Source organism: Roseovarius sp. MBR-154 (assembly GCF_053628595.1).
In genome coordinates this window covers 66,895-87,023 of record NZ_JBRJGR010000004.1, presented here as the reverse complement: position 1 = coordinate 87,023, position 20,129 = coordinate 66,895, and the positions used below count along the sequence as shown (strand labels likewise).

At 63.2% G+C, this 20,129-nt stretch carries 18 protein-coding genes; 9 read left to right on the top strand and 9 right to left on the bottom strand.

Annotation, left to right across the window (positions count from 1 at the left end; translation table 11 throughout):
- Positions 1 to 301: 301 nt before the first annotated feature.
- From ACSSV4_RS06965 to ACSSV4_RS06955, 3 genes are read left to right on the top strand one after another with little or no spacing between them, the layout of a single operon-like run.
- Positions 302 to 2,035 (top strand): pilus assembly protein TadG-related protein, encoded by a 1,734-nt coding sequence (locus tag ACSSV4_RS06965; protein WP_454274321.1) that lies wholly within the window; start codon positions 302 to 304, stop codon positions 2,033 to 2,035.
- Between the two features lie 59 nt (positions 2,036 to 2,094).
- Positions 2,095 to 2,568 carry a TadE/TadG family type IV pilus assembly protein gene (locus ACSSV4_RS06960; protein ID WP_454274320.1) on the top strand — a complete coding sequence of 158 codons (474 nt, stop codon included), beginning with the start codon at positions 2,095 to 2,097 and terminating at the stop codon, positions 2,566 to 2,568.
- A 1-nt stretch (position 2,569) separates the two neighbouring features.
- The gene (locus ACSSV4_RS06955; RefSeq protein WP_454274319.1) at positions 2,570 to 3,157 is read left to right on the top strand and encodes a TadE/TadG family type IV pilus assembly protein; all 588 of its coding nucleotides are present in this window, start codon (positions 2,570 to 2,572) and stop codon (positions 3,155 to 3,157) included.
- Positions 3,158 to 3,206: 49 nt separating this feature from the next.
- On the opposite strand, the gene ACSSV4_RS06950 is transcribed toward ACSSV4_RS06955, so the two are convergent.
- Positions 3,207 to 3,686: a hypothetical protein gene (locus tag ACSSV4_RS06950; protein WP_454274318.1), complete on the bottom strand. Its 480-nt coding sequence runs from the start codon at positions 3,684 to 3,686 to the stop codon at positions 3,207 to 3,209.
- A 155-nt stretch (positions 3,687 to 3,841) separates the two neighbouring features.
- On the opposite strand from ACSSV4_RS06950, the gene ACSSV4_RS06945 reads away from it, so the two are divergent.
- Positions 3,842 to 4,753, top strand: coding sequence for a pirin family protein (locus ACSSV4_RS06945; protein WP_454274317.1), 912 nt, complete (start codon positions 3,842 to 3,844; stop codon positions 4,751 to 4,753).
- 162 nt (positions 4,754 to 4,915) lie between these two features.
- Here the strand turns inward: ACSSV4_RS06945 and ACSSV4_RS06940 are convergent, their stop codons facing one another.
- The 7 genes from ACSSV4_RS06940 to ACSSV4_RS06910 form a co-directional block, all read right to left on the bottom strand.
- Positions 4,916 to 5,704 (bottom strand): FAD binding domain-containing protein, encoded by a 789-nt coding sequence (locus ACSSV4_RS06940; RefSeq protein ID WP_454274316.1) that lies wholly within the window; start codon positions 5,702 to 5,704, stop codon positions 4,916 to 4,918.
- Positions 5,705 to 5,715: 11 nt separating this feature from the next.
- Entirely contained in the window at positions 5,716 to 8,079 is a 2,364-nt protein-coding gene (locus ACSSV4_RS06935) for a xanthine dehydrogenase family protein molybdopterin-binding subunit (RefSeq protein WP_454274315.1), read from the bottom strand.
- A gap of 118 nt (positions 8,080 to 8,197) precedes the next feature.
- Positions 8,198 to 8,683: a (2Fe-2S)-binding protein gene (locus ACSSV4_RS06930; RefSeq protein ID WP_454274314.1), complete on the bottom strand. Its 486-nt coding sequence runs from the start codon at positions 8,681 to 8,683 to the stop codon at positions 8,198 to 8,200.
- 117 nt (positions 8,684 to 8,800) lie between these two features.
- On the bottom strand, positions 8,801 to 9,793 hold the full coding sequence (locus tag ACSSV4_RS06925) for a molybdopterin-binding protein (protein WP_454274313.1): 993 nt from the start codon (positions 9,791 to 9,793) through the stop codon (positions 8,801 to 8,803).
- Positions 9,790 to 10,752 carry an XdhC family protein gene (locus ACSSV4_RS06920; protein WP_454274312.1) on the bottom strand — a complete coding sequence of 321 codons (963 nt, stop codon included), beginning with the start codon at positions 10,750 to 10,752 and terminating at the stop codon, positions 9,790 to 9,792. Before ACSSV4_RS06920 ends, ACSSV4_RS06925 begins: the two co-directional genes overlap by 4 nt.
- A gap of 13 nt (positions 10,753 to 10,765) precedes the next feature.
- Complete coding sequence (locus tag ACSSV4_RS06915; protein WP_454274311.1) at positions 10,766 to 12,019, bottom strand: vWA domain-containing protein; 1,254 nt, start codon at positions 12,017 to 12,019, stop codon at positions 10,766 to 10,768.
- A gap of 58 nt (positions 12,020 to 12,077) precedes the next feature.
- On the bottom strand, positions 12,078 to 12,986 hold the full coding sequence (locus tag ACSSV4_RS06910; protein WP_454274310.1) for an AAA family ATPase: 909 nt from the start codon (positions 12,984 to 12,986) through the stop codon (positions 12,078 to 12,080).
- A gap of 204 nt (positions 12,987 to 13,190) precedes the next feature.
- On the opposite strand from ACSSV4_RS06910, the gene ACSSV4_RS06905 reads away from it, so the two are divergent.
- The 4 genes from ACSSV4_RS06905 to ACSSV4_RS06890 all read left to right on the top strand — a co-directional run bounded on the left by ACSSV4_RS06905 (position 13,191) and on the right by ACSSV4_RS06890 (position 17,697).
- Positions 13,191 to 14,132 carry a phosphoadenosine phosphosulfate reductase gene (locus ACSSV4_RS06905; RefSeq protein ID WP_454274309.1) on the top strand — a complete coding sequence of 314 codons (942 nt, stop codon included), beginning with the start codon at positions 13,191 to 13,193 and terminating at the stop codon, positions 14,130 to 14,132.
- Between the two features lie 51 nt (positions 14,133 to 14,183).
- Positions 14,184 to 15,227 (top strand): dihydroorotase, encoded by a 1,044-nt coding sequence (gene pyrC / locus ACSSV4_RS06900; RefSeq protein ID WP_454274308.1) that lies wholly within the window; start codon positions 14,184 to 14,186, stop codon positions 15,225 to 15,227.
- Between the two features lie 76 nt (positions 15,228 to 15,303).
- Positions 15,304 to 15,981, top strand: a complete 678-nt coding sequence (locus tag ACSSV4_RS06895) for an orotate phosphoribosyltransferase (protein WP_454274307.1) — start codon at positions 15,304 to 15,306, stop codon at positions 15,979 to 15,981.
- A 228-nt stretch (positions 15,982 to 16,209) separates the two neighbouring features.
- A complete protein-coding gene (locus ACSSV4_RS06890; protein ID WP_454274306.1) occupies positions 16,210 to 17,697 on the top strand; it encodes a replicative DNA helicase in 1,488 nt (495 codons plus the stop codon).
- A 21-nt stretch (positions 17,698 to 17,718) separates the two neighbouring features.
- Here the strand turns inward: ACSSV4_RS06890 and dusA are convergent, their stop codons facing one another.
- The gene (gene dusA, locus ACSSV4_RS06885; protein ID WP_454274305.1) at positions 17,719 to 18,738 is read right to left on the bottom strand and encodes a tRNA dihydrouridine(20/20a) synthase DusA; all 1,020 of its coding nucleotides are present in this window, start codon (positions 18,736 to 18,738) and stop codon (positions 17,719 to 17,721) included.
- Between the two features lie 119 nt (positions 18,739 to 18,857).
- Between dusA and ACSSV4_RS06880 the strand changes: the two genes are divergently transcribed.
- Positions 18,858 to 19,928, top strand: coding sequence for a tyrosine-type recombinase/integrase (locus tag ACSSV4_RS06880; RefSeq protein ID WP_454274304.1), 1,071 nt, complete (start codon positions 18,858 to 18,860; stop codon positions 19,926 to 19,928).
- The last annotated feature ends 201 nt before the right edge of the window (positions 19,929 to 20,129 follow it).

The following is a 20,129-nucleotide window of genomic DNA, read 5'->3' as shown; positions in this document are numbered from 1 at the left end:
ATGGTTAAGGTCTCAGCCGCGTTTGTCCACCCCGGAACCTGCATAAGTCGGGCAACGGCGTTTTGAACGGCCTTTCTCTCGATTCTGTTGCCGCGAGGGAGACGATCCGCACAAACTGCGTATATTGTTGATTTAAAGGGGTTAACCTACGATTATTTTCCGCATTTCGCCATAATTTGACCATAAAGCCCGCGGATAACCTGCTTTGGCGTAGTGTGATCGACGTCAGGCTCGGGGGGGCGTTATCATTAAGAGGTGATGAGGAATGCGCGTTAAAGAAACACCGAAGAGATCGGGTGCCATGGCCCTGTTGAAGACCGGCACCGCGTTGGCTTCACGCCCGTTCCGACAGTTCCTGCACGAAGAAGAGGGCACCGTCACGGCGCTCGCCTTTTTCATGTTACTCATAATGCTGATGGTCGGCGGATTCGCGCTCGACACGATGCGGCACGAACGCGAGCGTGCCAGCCTGCAGGCCACGCTCGACCGGGCGGTCCTCGCCGGTGCTTCGGCGAGCAGCGACACCGAGGCGCGCCAGATCGTTGAGGATTATTTCGCCAAGGCTGGCAAGGCCGACTACCTTCTGGCCGAACAGGAGGGCGATATCGCGACCTCGCTCAACAGTGCCCGTATCACCGCACGCGCCCAGCGAAACATCTCTACCTACCTGATGAAGCTGAGCGGCGTTGACACGCTTGGCGTTGCCGCCGCCTCCACCGCCGAGGTGCGGATCCCCAATCTCGAAGGCATCCTTGTGCTCGACGTGTCGGGGTCGATGGGCAGCAATTCCAAGATTGACAATCTCAAGACCGCCGCCAAGCAATTCGTGAGCACCGTGGTCGGCAATTCCGACCCCGGAAGCGCGGTACTGTCGATCGTTCCCTTCAGCTTCTCGGTCTCTCCACCCCCGTCGATCTTCGAGGCGCTCGCGGTCGAGGAGACGCATAACTATTCCCGCTGCCTGGAATTCAAGGACAACGATTACCATCACGCGACGCTGACCAGCGGCAGTTCGTCACTCAGCAGCGGCATTCCGGTGCAGCAGATGGTCTACACCTCGGTCTATGGCGGATTTGACAATCTTAACCAGAGCTGGCGGTCGTGCTACAACAACGACTACATGCGCATCCTGCCCTATTCGACCAGCGTGGCGGATCTGCATGCCAAGATCGACGCGCTGCAACCTGACGGGAACACCTCCGGCAACGAGGGCATGAACTGGGGCGCGGCCCTGCTCGACCCGACCTTCCGCGAGGTCACCGAGCACATGATCGACAACGAACATCTCGACGAGTCCCTCGCGCATGTGCCCGCCAACTACAACGATCCGGAAACCCTCAAGGTGATCATCTTCATGGGCGACGGGGCGAACACCACCTCCTATTTCTTCGATCGCAGTCCACCGCGGTTCCGCGGGCCGAACTCCGACCTCTACGAGGTGATCTACCAGGACCGGGTATTCAAATACGCCTATAACCTCTACAATGTCGATTGGAAGAAATACGGCTCGGACGGTGAGAGCAGATGCTCCCATCATCGCTGGGAATGCGTCTACGAAGAGAACGGCCCCGAAGAATCCGTCTACTACCTCTACAGCCCGGTTTATGGTCGCTACTACAGCATCGCGGAAGACGAGTGGCTCTGGCCCTCGGAATTCAACGACCTCGAAAACACCATCGAAGGCTATCAATCCACCAATCCGCTGTCCTGGGAAATGGCCTGGGGCCTGATGTCGGTCGACTACTACGCCAGCAAGACCCAGAACTGGTCGGCATGGAACGATTACATCGGGTCCGAGTATGTCGATGGCAACCAAAAGAACATCCAGATGCAGCAGGTTTGCAAAGCGACCAAGGACGAGAATGTGGTCGTCTACACCATCGGCTTCGAGGTTTCCAGAAACGGCACCGCTGAACGCGAGCTGATCAAATGCGCCACCTCGCCGTCGCATTACTACCGCGCGTCGGGCGCCGATATCAGCAGCGCATTCAGCTCGATTGCGGCGAATGTCAAACATCTGAGGCTGACCCAATGAGCCGTGGTCCTTGTAAGTGGTTTCGCAGGTTTCAAACGGACGATTCGGGCACCGCCTCCGTGGAATTCGTCATTCTGGCGCCCTTCCTGATCGGGCTGATGCTGTTTTCGGTCGAACTAGGCGTGGTCACGCTGCGTGCCGCGATGCTGGAACGCGGGCTCGACATCGCGGTCCGCGATATCCGGCTCGGCACCGGCAACGTGCCCGATCACGACGCGACCAAGGCCACGATCTGCGATCGTGCCGCGATCATTCCCAACTGTCTCGAAAAGCTGCGGCTCGAGATGCGCCCCAACAACCTGCGCGCCTACACGACCCTCGACCCGACGCCCGACTGCACCGATAACGAAGAGCCGACCAAACCGGTGCGGGCCTTCATCCCGGGTGCGCAGAACGAGTTGATGGTGCTGCGCGCCTGCGTGAAGTTCCAGCCGCTGTTTCCCCGGGCGATGCTGGGAAATGCATTTGCAACGGACACAAGCGGCGAAGCGGCGCTCATCGCGTCCACCGCTTTCGTGCAGGAGCCGATCTGACATGAAACTCCATGCACGCTTTCCCGCCCTGCGCCGTTTCCTGCGCGACACGCGCGGCACCGTCGCCGTCGAAACCGTCATCATCGCGCCCTTTTTGATCATGGGGCTGATCTACTCTTACGAATATTTCGACATGTATCGTGCCCAAAGCGTGCGTGACAAGGCGACCTATACGATGGCCGATATCCTATCGCGCGAGACGGGCGTGGTCGACGACACCTATATCGACAGCGCCAAGTCATTGTTCGACTCGATCACTGACGACCGGAGCGCCAACGACCTTCGGATCTCGGTCGTGCGCTATCACCTGAACGAGAACAACGGGACTGATGAGTTCGAGATGCGCTGGTCCGAGGTTCGCGGTAGTGGCGGCCTGCTTCCCCTGACCGACGACGACGTACGCGACGCGCATGACGTGTTTCCGATCATGGTCAACGGTCAGGACCTGATCTTCGTCGAAAATTTCGCGACCTACCAGCCGGTCGTCACGAACGGGATATCGGATGACGTGCCGATCAACACGCAGATGTTCATGACCCTTCGGTTCGCCTCGCAACTGTGCTTCGTCGACGTCTGCACACCGGGCTGATCCCCGCTTTTCCAATCAGGGCGTGATACCTCAGCAACGCTCTCCCGGATCAGTCGGCACTGCGCCGGTTGATCCGGTCCTGCATGAGTTCGGCCATCACCTTTGCCGGGGTGTTCGGCGTGACGCCACCGACCCCAACACGCCGACCGATGCGCCACCAAAGACCCGGTTCCCAGGCAAACGCGCCCTTGCGGCTGAGCTTCAGCATGAAGCCGTTGGATGGCTTGAAGGCGAAGGCCCCCCGGTCCACCCCGATGATCTCGTCCATTTCAGCCACCATGCGCCCGTCGCTGCAGCGCAGGCCGGACGGTGACAGTTCCAGCCGCAGCGTCGTCGCGCGCCACATCCGCTGCGCCAGCCACAGCGCGAGCGTGCCGAACCCCACCATGAAGACCTGCCAGCCAAAGGTCGGCGATTGCACCAGGGCGAGATAGAGCAGGATCAGGCCGAGCATCGCCACAGACCCCACGCCGATCACCCGCCGCCCCGCCGAGGCCGCCAGCACCACCTCCACATCGTCATCCAGCATTGCGCATCTCCCTTTGCACCGGGCGTTTACCCCGGTTGGCCGCGCTTGGCGAGAGGCATCGTCAAAAACGCACAGCGCCCCTTTGCCTGCGAACAGACCGCCCCCTGCCCCCGCGCGGCGCGCATGCTTATCTAAGCGGTGAAAGGAGACCGCTCATGTCGATCAGACCCGTTCTCGAAACCCGCCCCGCGCAGCCCACGATGGAGGGCGCGGGCGTTCACCTGCACCGCGCCTTCGGCTTTCATGACCCGTCAGAGCTTGACCCGTTCCTGCTGTTCGACGATTTCCGCAACGACGATCCGGCGCGCTATGCCAAGGGGTTCCCCTGGCATCCGCATCGCGGCATCGAGACGATCACCTACGTCCTCGAAGGCGAGGTGGCGCATGGCGACAGCCTCGGCAACACGGGCACGCTTGGCGCGGGCGATGTGCAATGGATGACCGCCGGGTCGGGCATCCTGCATCAGGAAATGCCGCGCGGCAATGCCGCCGGGCAGATGCACGGCTTTCAGCTTTGGGCAAACCTGCCCGCGTCCCTGAAGATGACCGCACCGCGCTATCAGGACGTAAAATCCGCCGACATCCCCGAGATCATCGACGATGACGGCACCCGTGTGCGGATAATCGTGGGCGAATTCTGGGGCAAGCGCGGCCCGGTGGACGGCATCGCCGCCGATCCGCAATACCTCGATATCTCGGTGCCGCCGGGGGTGCAAAAGACCTTGCGGATCGATACCTACCGGCGCAGCTTTGCCTATGTCTTTGCCGGGTCCGGCACCTTTGCCGACGCCTCGAAGCCGACCGGCGTGCTGCTGGAAAAGGAGCTCGCGGGCCAGGAACTGCATCTGCGCGATCCGTCCGGCGACCGCACGCTGGTGCGCTTCGGCACCGGTGACGAGGTCACCGTGCAGGCGGGCGAATACGGCGTGCGCTTTCTTCTGATCTCGGGCGCGCCGTTACAGGAGCCGGTGGCCTGGCACGGCCCGATCGTGATGAACACGCAGGATGAGTTGCGCCAGGCCATGCGCGAGTTGCGCGATGGCAGTTTCATCAAACCCAATATGTGAGGCCCCTTGGTTGGTCTGAAGGTTCCTTGCGGGAAGCCGCCGTTCGCCTTTTGGGAGGCGAGCGGCGGGAATGGCCAGTCAACCCTCCACACCGGTTCCCTCGCGTCAAACGGGCCGCACCCCTGTCCGGAAAACGACCCGTTGCTCATACCATCAGTCTCATCAACCCGCCGACGCCACCGCCCGGCGGGTCAGGACAGCCACCAGATGCGCGCGGTAGTCACCTGAGCCATGCATGTCGCTGATCATGCCATCGCCCGACAGGCTCAACCGCTCCAGCGCACCGGCCGAGAAATCAGACGTAAGCACCGCCTCCGCCTCCGACCAGCGAAACACACCGCCCTCCGACGCGCCGGTGACGGCCACGCGCACGCCGTCCGCGTATTTCGCAACGAACACGCCGACCAGCGCAAACCGCGAGGCGGGCTGCTCGAATTTCTGGTAATTCGCCTTCTTCGGCACCGGAAAGCGCACCTCGGTGATAATCTCGCCGTCCTCAAGCGCGGTGGTGAACATGCCTTGGAAAAAGTCATCCGCGGCGATCCTGCGGTTGGTGGTGACCACCGTGGCCCCCGACCCCAACACCGCCGCCGGGTAACAGGCGGACGGGTCGTTATTGGCGACACTGCCACCGATGGTGCCGCGATTGCGCACCGCCGGATCGCCGATATTGGCGGCCAGATGCGCGAGCGCCGGATAGGCCCCCGCGCCTGCCGCCACATCAGCATGGCAAGTGCCCCCGCCGATGCAGAGCGCGCCGTCATCACCGGTACAGACGCCCTTGATCTCGGCAATGCCCGACAGGCAAACAAGCTTGGCGGGTGCCGCAAGCCGCTGTTTCAGCGACGGGATCAGCGTCTGCCCCCCGCCCAGAGCCTGCGCCTCTTCTGTCCCAAGCGCCTTGACCGCATCGGCGATCGTGGTGGGACGGTCGATATCGAATGCATACATGATCGCTCTCCTTACCCTTGCATCGCTTGCCAGACGCGCGACGGCGACAGCGGCATGTCGATATGGGTGATATCCTTGCCGCCCGATTGCAACGCGTCAATCACCGCGTTTACCACGGCAGGCGGGCTGCCGATGGCCCCCGCCTCGCCACAGCCCTTGACGCCCAATGGGTTGTGCGTGCAGGGCGTCTGGCAGGAATGATCCACCTGATAGAATGGCACGTCATCGGCGCGCGGCATCGCGTAATCCATGTAAGAGCCGCTCTGCAGCTGCCCGTTCTCGTCATAGACGCAGGCCTCCAGCAACGCCTGACCGATGCCCTGACCGATCCCGCCATGCACCTGCCCCGAGACGATCATCGGGTTGATGATATTGCCGAAATCGTCAGCCGCCGAAAATCGCTCGATGGTGACGCGGCCGGTATCGGGATCGACCTCGACCTCACAGGCATAGGCCCCCGACGGGTAGGTAAAATTCGACGGATCGTAGAACGCCGTCTCCTCCAGCCCCGGTTCGATATCCTCCAGCGGATAGTTATGCGGCACGTAGGCGGCCAGCGTGACATCGCCCCAGGCTACTGACTTGTCGGTGCCCGCGACGCTGAACTGCCCGTCCTTGAGCTCGATATCGGCCTCGCTGGCCTCCATCAAATGGGCCGCGATCTTCTTGGCCTTGTTGATGATCTTCTCGGTGGCGCGCACCATCGCGCTGCCGCCCACGGCGAGCGAGCGAGAGCCATAGGTGCCCATGCCCATCGGCCCGTTGTTGGTGTCGCCATGGATGATCTCCACCATGCTGGCGTCAATCCCGATCATCTCGGCGATCACCTGCGGAAAGGCGGTTTCATGGCCCTGGCCGTGGCTGTGGCTTCCGGTCATGACCACAAGCCCGCCGGTGGCATTGACCCGCACGGTGGCGGATTCGTAAAGCCCCGCGCGCGCCCCCAACTGGCCGACAAGGTTGCTGGGCGCGATGCCGCAGGCCTCGATGTAACAGTTGACGCCAAGACCGCGCAGGCGGCCCTTGGCCTCGCTCTCCTTGCGGCGCGCGGCAAAGCCCTTGAAATCCGCGATCTCTTCCAGCTTGTCCATCGTGGCGTGATAGTCGCCGGTGTCATATTCCACCGCCACCGGCGTGGCGTAGGGAAACTCGGTGATGAAGTTCTGCCGACGCAGAGTGATCGGATCGACCCCCAATTCACGCGCCGCCTTGTCGATGACGCGCTCCAGTTGATAGGTCGCCTCGGGCCGTCCCGCACCGCGATAGGCATCGACCGGCACGGTATTGGTTAAGACCGCCTTGACGTTCACATAGATCAGCGGCGTCTTGTAGTTCCCGGCCATCAGCGTGCCATGCAGCCATGTGGGGATCGACGGCGCAAATGTGCTCAGATACGCCCCCATATTCGCATGGGTATCTGTGCGAATGGCCGTGAAATTGTTGTCCTTGTCCAGCGCCAGTTCGATCTTGGTGACGTGATCGCGCCCATGCGCATCGGAAATGAATGCCTCGGAGCGCGTGCTTGTCCATTTCACCGGACGGTTGAGCGCCTTGGCGGCAAAGGTACAGAACGCCTCTTCGGCATAGTGAAAGATCTTGGTACCAAAGCCGCCGCCCACATCGGGCGAGACCACGCGCAATTTATGCTCGGGGATGCCAAGCACAAAGGCGCCCATCAACAGGCGGATCACATGCGGGTTCTGGGAGGTGGTGTAGAGCGTGTGATCGCCGGTCGAACGATTGAAATCACCCACCGCCACGCGCGGCTCCATCGGGTTGGCGATCAGGCGGTTGTTGACCAGCTCAAGCGTGGTGACATGCGCGGCGGCCTCAAAGGCCTCGTTCACCGCGCCCTTGTTCTCTTCGACAAAGCCCCAGTCATAGCAAAGGTTGTTCTTGAGATCGTCATGCACCTTCGGCGCGCCCTCCTCGAGCGCCGCCTTCATGTCCACGACTGCGGGCAATTCCTCGATATCGAGCTCGATCGCCTCGGCCGCGTCGCGCGCCTGTTCGCGGGTCTCGGCCACCACGGCGGCGATCGGATCACCCACATGACGCACCTTGCCCTGCGCCAGCACCGGATGCCCCGGCTCCTGCATCACCTCGCCGAAACGGTCGGTCACCTGCCAGCCGCAGGGCAACCCGCCGATACCCTCGAAATCCTTGCCGGTGAACACCCGTATCACGCCGGGCATGCCCTCGGCGACGCTGGTGTCGACGGTCTTCAGCCGCCCATGCGCCACGTCCGAGCGCAGGAAATGCACATAGGCCTGCCCGCGCAGATTGATGTCATCGGTATAATTGCCGTTTCCGGTCAGAAACCGGATATCCTCGCGCCGCTTGGTGCTGGCGCCGATGCCTCCGTCCTTTGGCATGTCTTGACCTCCCTGAATGGTCCGGGGTCTCCCCCATCAAACCCGCAGCAGCTTCATCTTGCCCGAAATATTCCGGGGGAGCGCCGAAGGCGCGGGGGCAGCGCCCCCTCTTGTCCGCTTATTCCGCCGCGATCTTGCTCACATCCTGTCCGGATGCCGCGAGGATCGCCTTGACGATGTTGTGATAGCCCGTGCAACGGCACAGGTTCCCTTCGAGATAGTCGCGCACCTCGGTCTCCGTTGGCGTCGGGTTGTCCTTGAGCAACGCCGCCGCCGACATAACCATGCCTGGCGTGCAGAATCCGCATTGCAACCCGTGATGGTCCTGGAACGCGGCCTGAATGGGATGCAGCGTGCCATCGGGCTCGGCCATGCCCTCGATGGTTTTTACCTCCATGCCCTCGGCCTCGGCGGCGAACATGGTGCAGGCCTTGACGGCGCGGCCGTCCACATGCACCACGCAGGCCCCGCATTGGCTGGTGTCACAGCCCACATGGGTGCCCGTCAGGCCCAGGTTCTCTCTCAGAAAATCGACAAGAAGCGTGCGGCCCTCGATCTGGCCCGACGCTGGCTTGCCGTTCACGGTCATCTTGACCTCTGGCATTGGCTCCTCCCGGTTCGAAAATGTGTCGCTTCCAATCAGACACTAGTCGCCTATGCCCGACTGTCCAATGCGACTAAAGCATGCCTCCCGCCGCTTGAGAACCCGGTTTCTTCTGCCTCAGCCGCGCGGGCCGCGTCGCGGCTGCGGGCGGGTCGGGATTTCCTTGAGCAGACCGCCCACCCCCATCACCGCGATCTCGGCGGCCCCGCAGGGCAGCCCGCAAACCACCCGCGCCAGCACCCAGTCGGCCCCGTGCAGCACCGGGCTGCGCGCCGAGCCGGGCAAGCCGATCACCGGCTTGCCCTTTATATCACCCAGAAACAGCAGGTTTCCGGGATCGACCGGCATGCCGAACCGCTCCACCTGACCGCCCGCCCGGCGCAGCGCCTGCGGGGCGGTATCATAGGGGTCCGACGTGGCCGAGGCGGTGAGGATCAGCACGATCTCGCCCTTGGCAGCGCCTACGGCCTGCGCGAGCGCGTCCTCATCATGGGAGCAGGTCACCGTCTCGGCCATTTCCATGCCGAGGCCCGCGACCCGCGCCTCGATCGCCTCCACGCCCTTGGTCCCCGGACCGCCGGGCACGTCCGTGATGATCAGGCTCACCGTTGTGTAGCGCGCCGTGGCCAGCCGCACCGCGCCGCGCGCGGCCCTTGCTGCGGCCTCGACCGCCGATCCCGGCACGCCATAGGCAATGATCTTGACCGTCGCGATCATGCCGCCCGCGCGGATCTGATGATGATCGGGCACGGTGGCCACGGTGATCATCGGATGCACCGCATTGGCGGCATTGATCGCGCCCGCATCGACACAGACCACGCCGGGCGCCGTCGCCGTCAGGTTCACCCGCCCCGTGAAGGGTTGCCCCCGCGCAATACCCGCAGCCCCGGCATGCAGCGCGCCCGCCAGCGTCTCCGCTGCGGCGTCCTCATGCAGATCTCCTGCCTCCAGTCGCGCGACCGTCACGCGGTCATAGCCCGCCGCCCGCAGCGCTGCGATCTCGCCCGCGCCCAGCACCGCGCCCTTGCGCAATCGCCCCGTCGCCACCTGCTCGGAATGCGCCAGGATCGCGCCCTTCGCCTCGTCGAGCGGCACGGGGCCGAACCTCACGCGCCTTTCCTCAGAACCCAGGTCATCTCGGCGAGGATGCTCACCGCGATCTCGGACGGCCCCGCCGCGCCGATATCGAGACCGATGGGCCCGTGAATGCGTCCGATCTCGGCCTCGGAAAACCCAGCCTCGGACAGCCGTTCCACCCGCTTGGCATGCGTCCGGGTAGACCCGAGCGCACCTATATAGAATACGTCAGAGCGCAGAGCCCCGACAAGCGCGGGATCATCGAGCTTGGGATCATGCGTCAGCAACACCAGCGCCGTGCGCAGATCGAGGCCCAAGGCCCGCAGCCCCTCATCCGGCCAGTCGTGCAGCACCGCCTCTCCCGGAAACCGCGCCTCCGACGCAAAGCTCTCGCGCGGGTCGATCAGGATCGGATCATAGCCCGCGATCCGCGCCATCGGCACGAGGGCTTGCGCGATATGCACCGCGCCCACGATGATCAGGCGCAGCGGCGGGTTGTGGATGGCCACGAAGGTCTGGCCATCCTCCTCGAACCCCGACCGGTCCATCCGAAAGCGGCTCTCATGCCCGTCGCGCTCCAGCCTGCGGCCCGCCGGACCGGTCACATAGGCCACCAGCACGCGCGCTTCCCGCGCCAGCACAAGATCGGCCAGCAAATCCTCGGGCAAGACCGAACCCACCGGCTCCACCAGCACCCGGATCGTGCCGCCACAGGCCAGCCCCACGGCAAAGGCATCGCCATCGCTGACGCCGTATTCCAGCATCACCGACCGGCCCTCCTCAATGGCGTCGAGAGCCTCGGCCACCACCGCCCCCTCGACACAGCCGCCCGAGACCGAACCGGCGATCTCTGCCTCACCGGAAATCGCCAGTTGACTGCCGACCCGGCGCGGGGCGCTGCCCCAGGTCTCGACCACGGTGGCCAAGGCCGCTCCCTTGCCCGCCCGGTGCCACGCGAGCGCGGTTTCGGGTATGTCGTCGAAACGGTCCATCCTATTACTCCCCTTACAACGCCGCCATCAGCCGCGCCTTTTCGCCATCGTCATCGCGGCGTGAGATCGCCGCGGCCAGATCCTCCAGTGTGGCGATCGAATGGCCCGCGCGGAACGCATCCACATGCGGCAGCATCGCGCGAATGCCTTGCGCCTTGGGCGCGAAGCCCTCCCACCGCAGCAGTGGGTTGAGCCATATCAGCCGCCGCGCCGACAGGTGCAGCCGCTCCATCTCATGGCTCAGCGCCTCGGGCGCGTCGCGATCCAGCCCGTCGGTGATCAACAAAACCACCGCCCCCTGCCCCATCACCCGGCGCGACCAGTCGCGGTTGAACGCGTGCAGCGACGCGCCGATGCGCGTGCCACCCTCCCAGTCTTGCGCCTGTTTTCCGGCGGCGGCAAGGGCGGCATCGACATCCCGCGTCGCCAGTTGGCGGGTGATATTGGTCAGTTGCGTGCCAAAGGTGAAGGCATACACACGCGCCCAGCCCGCGCCCTTCTGATTGGCCACAGCATGGAGAAAATGCAAGACCATACGGCTATACTGGCTCATCGAGCCTGAAATATCGCAAAGCACCACCAGATTGGGCCAGCGCTCGCGCGGCTTCTTGCGGTGAATGCGCCGCATCTCGCCACCGTGGCGCAGTGCCCCGCGCAAACTGCGACGCAGGTCGAGCCGCGCGCCCTGCGGGCTGACCATGCCCCGGCGCGATGCGAAGGGTTTGACCGGCAGCGTGAGCCGCGCCAGCATGCGCTTGGCCTGCGCCACCTCGGCATTGCTCATCTGCTCGAAATCAAGCTTGCGCAGCCTTTCCTCGCCCGACATCGTGGCCGAGGCATCGATGTCGATCTGCACCTCGTCGCTGTCGTGCTCCTCGATCTCGGGCGCGTCGCGGGCCACGCCATCCAGCAGCGCCTCCGCCGCGCGCTTCTCGGCGGCCTGTGCGCTGCGGTCCTCCTGCACGCCCCGGATGGCGGGCAGCATCATCGCCATCATGTGCTCCATGTAGCGCGGATCGCGCCAGTAGAGGCGAAAGACCTGCGCAAAGACCGCCAGATGCTCTGGCCGCGTCACCAGACAGGCGCGCAGCGTGTAAAAGAAATCGTCGCGGCTGCTGAACCCGGCGGCGGCCACCGCGCGCACCGCATCGATCACCCGCCCCGGCCCGATCGGCAATCCCGCCGCCCGCAGCGCGCGCGCGAAATGGGTGATGTTGTGGGTCAGCTTGGGATCGTCGGGCAATTCCAGCGGGGCGTAGTCTGTCATGGCGTTGCGTGGGGGCGCTGCCCCCACACCCCCGGAGTATTTCGACCAAAAAGAAACATCAGGCAGGTGCCAGCGTGCTGCGCACCTCGTCGAGTATGCGCTTCGCCTCGGAGCCCTGCATCCGGGCGATATCGTCCTGATATTTCAGGATCGCGCCGAGCGTGTCGGCGATCACCTCGGGGCTGAGGCTGATCACGTCGAGCGCCAGCAGGCATTTGGCCCAGTCGATGGTCTCGGCCACGCCCGGCTTCTTGAACAGATCCTCGGTACGCAGGGCCTGCACGAAAGCCACCACCTCGCGGCTGAGCTGTTCTGCCGCCTCGGGCGCGCGGGCCTGCAGGATCTCGAGCTCACGCTCAAACGTGGGATACTCCACCCAATGATAAAGGCAGCGGCGCTTCAAGGCGTCATGCACCTCGCGGGTGCGGTTGGAGGTCAGGATAACGATCGGCGGCTCGGGGGCATGGATCGTGCCAAGCTCCGGGATCGTCACCTGAAAATCGCTGAGCGCCTCCAGCAGGAACGCCTCAAAGGGCTCGTCGGTGCGGTCGATCTCGTCAATCAGCAACACCGGCGCGCCCCCCGCTTGCGGGCGCATCGCCTGCAGGAGCGGGCGCTCGACCAGATAGTCCTCGGTAAAAAGCTCGTCCTTGAGATGCCCGCGATCCACGCCACCCGCGGCCTCGGCGGTGCGAATGGCGATCATCTGCTCGGCGAAATTCCATTCATAGACGGCACTGGCCGCATCGAGGCCCTCATAGCATTGCAGCCGAATGAGCCGCCGCCCGAGCCCGGCGGCGATGGCCTTGGCGATCTCGGTCTTGCCGGTGCCCGCCTCACCCTCGAGGAACAGCGGCCGCCCGAGGGTCAGCGCCAGATAGGTCACCGTGCCCAAGGCGCGCCCGCAGATATAGTCCTGTCCTGCCAGCATGTCCTGCACCGCGCCGATGGATGTGGGATTTTGCACGCTCTCGCCTCCGCCTCGCCTTGCCTGCACTTATCAAGTGCATCGCAACCGCCCCACGGTCAAGGCCGCCGACCTCACACAATGGTCGCAAATCCGCGCCGAACGCTCTTGGATTTTCCCAAGTTTTGCCCCAATGCGAGACCATGGTTTACCGTGTTGAGGCGCGGCACAGACCGGCCGGGCAGAGCAAGGGTTCGCAGACACATGCAAGACAGCGCCGACATTCTCGAGGCTGACCTCTCCGGGCTGTCCTGGGACGCCTGGATCGAACGTGCGGATACGCTCGCGGACGAAGATGGCTATTGCCAACCCCTTGGCGAGCGCCATGCCGCCCTGCTGATCGAACGCAAACCGGTGCTGCTTGTCACCTTCGAGACCTTCAAGCGCCTGCCGGAGATGTCGGAGCGCGCCCAGCCCCTGGGCTGGCCACTTGTCAAGGCGCAGGGCTGGTCGCATCTGTGCCTGCTCGGCAACGGCAATACCTGGTTCCGCGACGCCCGGGTCTATGGCTATTTCGACCGGCTGATCGACGACGGGTTCTTCGACGAGTTCGAGCAGGTGATCTTTTACGGTGCCGGGCCCTGCGGCTATGCGGCGGCCGCCTTTTCGGTGGCGGCACCGGGGGCAAGGGTGGTCATGCTCAGCCCGCAAGCGACGCTCGATCCGCGCGTGGCGGAATGGGACGATCGATATCTGCACATGCGCCGCACCTCCTTTACCGACCGCTACGGCTATGCCCCTGACATGCTCGACGCCGCCGGCCAGACTGTGCTGCTCTACGACCCGAACGTCGAGCTTGACGCCATGCATGCGGCCCTCTTCACGCGTCCCAATGTGATGAAATTCCGCACCCGGTTCCTCGGCTACCAGATCGAGCAGAGCCTCGTGCGCATGGACGTGATCGCGCGTGTGATCGAGGCGCTGAGCGCGGATCGCCTTAGCCCACTCGAACTCGCCCGGATGTGGCGCGCACGCCGGGACGCTACCCCTTATCTCGCCAATGTGATGCGCCGCCTTGTTGCCGATGAGCGCGATCACCTGACGGTTCTGCATTGCCGCAACGCGCTCGCTCGCCGGGTGGGAGGGCCACGTTTCCGCAAGGCCCTGGCGGTTGCCGAAGCACGTCTCGAAGAGCGCGGCGCCTGACGCCTTCTGCCCTCTGGTCTTGGCCCGCGTGATTGTGTATGCGCAAAAGCCATGAGCCAGACCCTGACCCTCCGCCGCCCCGACGATTGGCACCTGCACCTGCGCGATGGCACGATGCTACGCGCCGTCTTGCCCGAAAGCGCGCGTCATTTCGCGCGCGCCGTCATCATGCCCAATCTCGTGCCGCCGGTCGTCACGGCCCGTGACGCCCGCGCCTATCGCGACCGGATCATGGCGGCGCTGCCCGGGGGGATGGAGTTCACCCCGCTGATGACGCTCTACCTAACAGAGCAGACCGATGCGGATCACGTCGCCGCCGCCCATGCAAGTGGCCTGATATCTGCGGTCAAGCTCTACCCAGCGGGGGCCACCACCAATTCTGCTTCCGGCGTGCGTGATTTTGACAAGGTGCGGCCGGTGTTCGAGAAAATGGCCCAAATCGGCCTGCCGCTTTGCGTGCATGGCGAGGTGACGGACCCGGAAATCGACATCTTCGACCGCGAGGCGGTGTTCATCGACCGCGTGCTCGAACCCGTCCGCCGCGCTACGCCGGGGCTGCGCGTGGTAATGGAACATGTGACCACCTCCGACGCAGTGGCCTATGTCACCGAGCACGACCACGACCACGACCTCGCCGCCACCATCACCACCCACCACCTCGTGATCAACCGCAACCATATCCTCGTGGGCGGGATCAAACCGCATTACTACTGCCTGCCCGTGGCCAAACGCGAGGAACACCGCCTCGCCCTGCGCCGCGCCGCCACGTCGGGCGACGCGCGCTTCTTCCTCGGCACCGACAGCGCACCCCATACCGACCCCCTGAAGGAAAGCGCCTGCGGCTGTGCCGGCTGCTTCACCGCGCCCAACACGCTCTCGATCCTCGCCCATGTGTTCGAGGAGGAGGGTGCGCTGAACCGCCTCGAGGGGTTCACCTCGCTCAACGGTCCCGCCTTCTACGGCCTGCCCCCGAACGAGGCGCGGATCACCCTGACAAAGGGAGACCCCGTTCGCTACCCTGACAAGATCGACACCGGCGACGGCCCGGTCACCGTGTTCGACCCCGGCTTCCCCCTGCACTGGCGCGTGAGCTGATCGTCACCGTTCCGAAAATACTCCCGCCGGAGGCATCACATCTCTTCGGCGCAGCGCCCAACCCAAGGACCCCGCCATGATCCCTGCCACCTATCCGCCCAAGGACGAGATCGCCCGCCTCACCGCCCGCATGCTGCTCGAAATCGGCGCGGTGCATTTCAACGCGGACGAGCCCTTCACGCTCGCATCCGGTCTGCGCTCGCCCACCTATATCGACTGCCGCAAGCTCATCAGCTATCCGCGCATTCGCTCGACGCTGATGGATTTCCTGACCGTCGCCGTGATGCGCGAGGCCGGGTTCGAGGCGTTCGACAATATCGCGGGCGGCGAGACGGCGGGTATTCCCTTTGCCGCATTAGTGGCCGAACGCATGGCCCTGCCGATGACCTATGTGCGCAAGAAGCCCAAGGGTTACGGCCGCAACGCCCGCATCGAAGGGGCCATGCATGAGGGCCAACGCGTGCTTCTGGTCGAGGATCTGACCACCGATGGCGGCTCGAAACTCAGCTTCGTCGATGCCATCCGCGAGACTGGGGCGATCTGCGGGCACACCGCCGTCATCTTCTATTACGGCATCTTCCCCGAGACCAAGAAAACCCTCGGCGATCACGGCGTCGCGCTGCACCACCTCTGCACCTGGTGGGACGTGCTGGCAGAGGCCCGCGAGCAGGCATCATTCAGCGCTGCCACCCTCAATCAGGTCGAGGACTTTCTGCGTGATCCGCGTAAGTGGCAGGAAGCAAACAAGAAATAAAATCCTGCTTCCGCGCGGTGGATAAGCAGTATCACGAATCGAAGTTACCCGCCAGATATGGTAGTGTGATAGTGTCGGACCACAGGATGCGGGTCTATGACAGGCATGGATGGCTTGTTCAGAGGGTTATCCCGGCAACCATCCACAGGCTTATACATGTGGCATGCGCGGGAGCTTTGGCTTAGAACACCCGAACGCCAAAAAACAAAGACGACAGGGACAGCAGCCATGAACGAGGTCAGCGTATTCAATCCAACCGGCACCGAGATTCAGGCCGCGGAGACGATGCCGCATTCGATCGAGGCCGAACAGCAGATCCTCGGCGCGATCCTGACCAATAACGATGTCTATGACCGCATCGCCGCCATCATCGGGCCGCAGCATTTCTATGACCCGGTGCATGCCCGCATCTTCGAGACCGCCGCCGCGCGCATTGCCAAGAACAACCTCGCCTCGCCGGTCACCCTGCGCGCCTTTCTCGAAGAGGATGAGGGGCTGCAGGAGTTGGGCGGCGCGAATTACCTTGTAAAACTCGCCGGGGCCGCGATCTCGACCTATGCCGCGCGCGACTATGCGCAGATGATCTATGACCTTGCGATCCGCCGCGAGTTGATTGCCCTTGGCCATGACATCGCGGGCAAGGCCGCCCGTGTCCATGTCGACAGCGAGCCCAAGGATCAGATCGTCGAGGCCGAGCAGAAGCTCTACCAGTTGGCCGAACAGGGCCAGTCTGAATCCGGGTTTCAAAGCTTTCTCAAGGCGGTAACGGACGCAGTTAATGTCGCCAACGCGGCCTATCAGCGCGAAGGCGGGCTGGCGGGCGTCTCCACCGGCCTGATCGACATGGATGGCAAGCTGGGCGGGCTGCATAAATCCGACCTGCTGATCCTTGCCGGGCGCCCCTCGATGGGCAAGACCTCGCTCGCGACAAACATCGCCTTCAATGTCGCCCGCGCCTACAAGAAAGGCACCCGGCCCGACGGCACCCAAGGCGCCGTGGATGGTGGCGTCGTCGGCTTTTTCTCGCTGGAAATGAGCGCCGAGCAATTGGCGGGCCGGATCCTGGCCGAAGCCTCCGAGATTTCCTCGCACAAGATCCGTCAGGGCGACATGGATGAAGAGGAATTCCGCCGATTCGTCGAGGCCGCCAAATCGCTCGAATCCTGCCCGCTGTTCATCGACGACACCGCCGCAATCCCGATCTCGCAGCTTGCCGCTCGCGCTCGCCGCCTCAAGCGCACCCACGGGCTCGACCTGCTGATCGTCGACTATCTGCAACTGGTGCGCGGCACGTCCGAGAACCGCGTGCAGGAAATCGGCGAGATCTCCATGGGTCTCAAGGCCATCGCCAAGGAACTCGACATTCCGGTTCTCGCCCTCTCGCAGCTCTCCCGCCAGGTCGAAAGCCGTGAAGACAAGCGCCCGCAACTGTCGGACCTGCGCGAATCCGGCTCGATCGAACAGGATGCCGATGTGGTGATGTTCGTGTTCCGCGAAGAATACTACAAGGAGCGCGAAAAGCCCGGCGATCACGAGATGGAAAAGATGGCCGAATGGCAGGAGGCCATGTCGCGTCTTCACGGCAAGGCCGAGGTCATCATCGGCAAGCAGCGCCACGGTCCCATCGGCACGGTCGAGCTCAGCTTCGAATCGCAATTCACCCGGTTCGGCAATCTGGTGAAGCCGTGGCAACAGGGCGGCGGTCAGGATTTCTGAAGTCCCACGGCGGGACCGTCATCACGCGGCAACCCGCGCAGCCGCCTCGATGTCCGACAGCGCGCGGTCCACCAACTCCGGCCCCGCGCCGGGCTGTATCGCCCCTTCCGACAACGTCCTGCGCCACACCCGCGCCCCTGGCCGCCCGGCAAACAGCCCCAACATGTGCCGCGTGATCTGGTTCAGCCTGCCACCGTTGACCAGATGCCCCTCGATATAGGGGAGCATCGCGCGGACCGCCCCCTCGGCAGTGCTGTCCGGTCCCTTTGTGCCAAAGATCCGCCGATCCGCCGCACAGAGGATATCTGCGGGTTGATGATAGGCGGCGCGCCCCACCATGACCCCGTCAAGGCCCGCATCCAGCAGGCCAACTGCCTGATCCAGATCGGCAATTCCGCCGTTGATCGAGATATGCAAGTTCGGGAAAAGCATCTTCATGCGCTGCACCAGATCGTAATCGAGCGGCGGAATATCGCGGTTCTCCTTGGGGCTGAGGCCCTGAAGCCACGCCTTGCGCGCATGGATTTGCACCTGCTCACAGCCCGCCGCCACGATCCTTGACAGAAACTCCGGCAGCACCTCCTCGGGGTTCTGATCATCTACCCCGATGCGGCATTTCACCGTCACATCCACATCGACCGCCTCGCGCATCGCGGTCACGCATTGCGCCACAAGCCCCGGATCCCTCATCAGAATCGCCCCGAACGTGCCAGACTGCACCCGATCCGATGGGCAGCCGCAGTTGAGGTTGATCTCGGCGTAACCCGCCGCCGCCCCCAACCGCGCCGCCTGCGCGAGCTCTTTCGGATCCGACCCGCCAAGCTGCAAGGCAACCGGATGCTCCTCGGGACTGTGATCAAGCAAATGCACCGCCCCCCCGCGCACCAGCGCTGGCGCGGTCACCATTTCCGTGTAAAGCAACGCATGACGGCTGAGTTGACGATGCAGGTACCGGCAATGCCGGTCGGTCCAGTCCATCATGGGTGCAACGGACAGGCGAGAAGCTCTTGATATGTCTTGTTTTTTATATTTTTCAGCCACTTACAGGCACCTACAGTTCGTCTCGTTTCCGCTCATCATGGACCAAACCCGTCGATTTTGACACTGGATTTGGTCCCGTGGACCAAATACAATTTCGTGGACCAAATGGGGAGACCATCATGGGCTCGATCACCACACGCAAACGCAAGGATGGAAGTCACAGCTACAGGGCACGTGTACGAGTGATGCGCGAGGGCACCGTCTATCACGAGACGAAGACTTTTGACAGACGCCCAGCTGCGGCCGCCTGGATAAAGAAACGCGAGAAAGAGCTAGCAAAACCTGGTGCGCTGGAAGAGTTGAACGCATCCGACCCTCGGCTGTCCAAAGCGATCGAGCGCTATACTGAAGAAGCCGTGAAGGAAATCGGTCGCACGAAAGCACAAGTCCTCAGGACCATCGCGACCTACCCAATCGCCGATCTGCCCTGCTCCACCATCAAGTCGAAGGATATCATCGAGTTCCTTCAGTCACTGCCCGGGCAACCGCAAACCGTCGGGAACTACGCGAGCCATCTCGCCTCCATATTCGCCATAGCACGACCGATGTGGGACTTTCGACTGGATGACCGGGAGATGAAAGACGCGATCACCGTCGCGCGCCGTATGGGGATTATCTCCCGCTCAGCCCAGCGGAACCGCAGACCCATGCTCGATGAACTCGACCGGCTGCTGGCCCATTTCATTGATCGGCGCGAGAGAACCCCCCAGGCCATGCCTATGCACAAGGTGATCGTTTTCGCTCTTTTCTCGACCCGCCGACAGGCAGAAATCACGCGGCTCACATGGGATTGCTTCCAGAAGGAACACAAACGGGTTCTGGTCCGTGACATGAAGCATCCGGGCGAGAAGCTCGGCAACGATACCTGGGTAGACTTGCCTGAAGAGGCCATTCGAATCATCGACAGCATGCCCAAACGTAAAGCTGAGATCTTCCCCTACTCGCCGGACGCGATTACGGCCAACTTCACCCGCGCGTGCAAACTGCTCGGGATCGATGATCTGCACTTCCACGATCTGCGCCACGAAGGCATTTCCCGGTTGTTCGAGATGGGTTGGAACATTCCCCATGTTGCTGCTGTCAGTGGTCACAGGTCTTGGGTTAGCCTGAAACGATATACGCACATCCGGGAAACAGGCGACAAATATGCAAACTGGCCTGGCCTGCAACTTGCAATCGACAGAGCCTGAGCTCAGCCCGCCTTGCCGAAGGTTCGCCAGCCTGAAACTTTGAAGGAAGCTCAAATAGGCCACACTCCAAGCGATCTGCCTCCAAATTATCGAAGTATCGTTGGTTGCGGGGGCTTGCAACTCACGATTTCTGCGGTTGGTCGAGTGCGTGGTGCAGCGGCTTGTGGCGTAGAGTTGTAGGCCGTGTCGTGCAATGGGCCG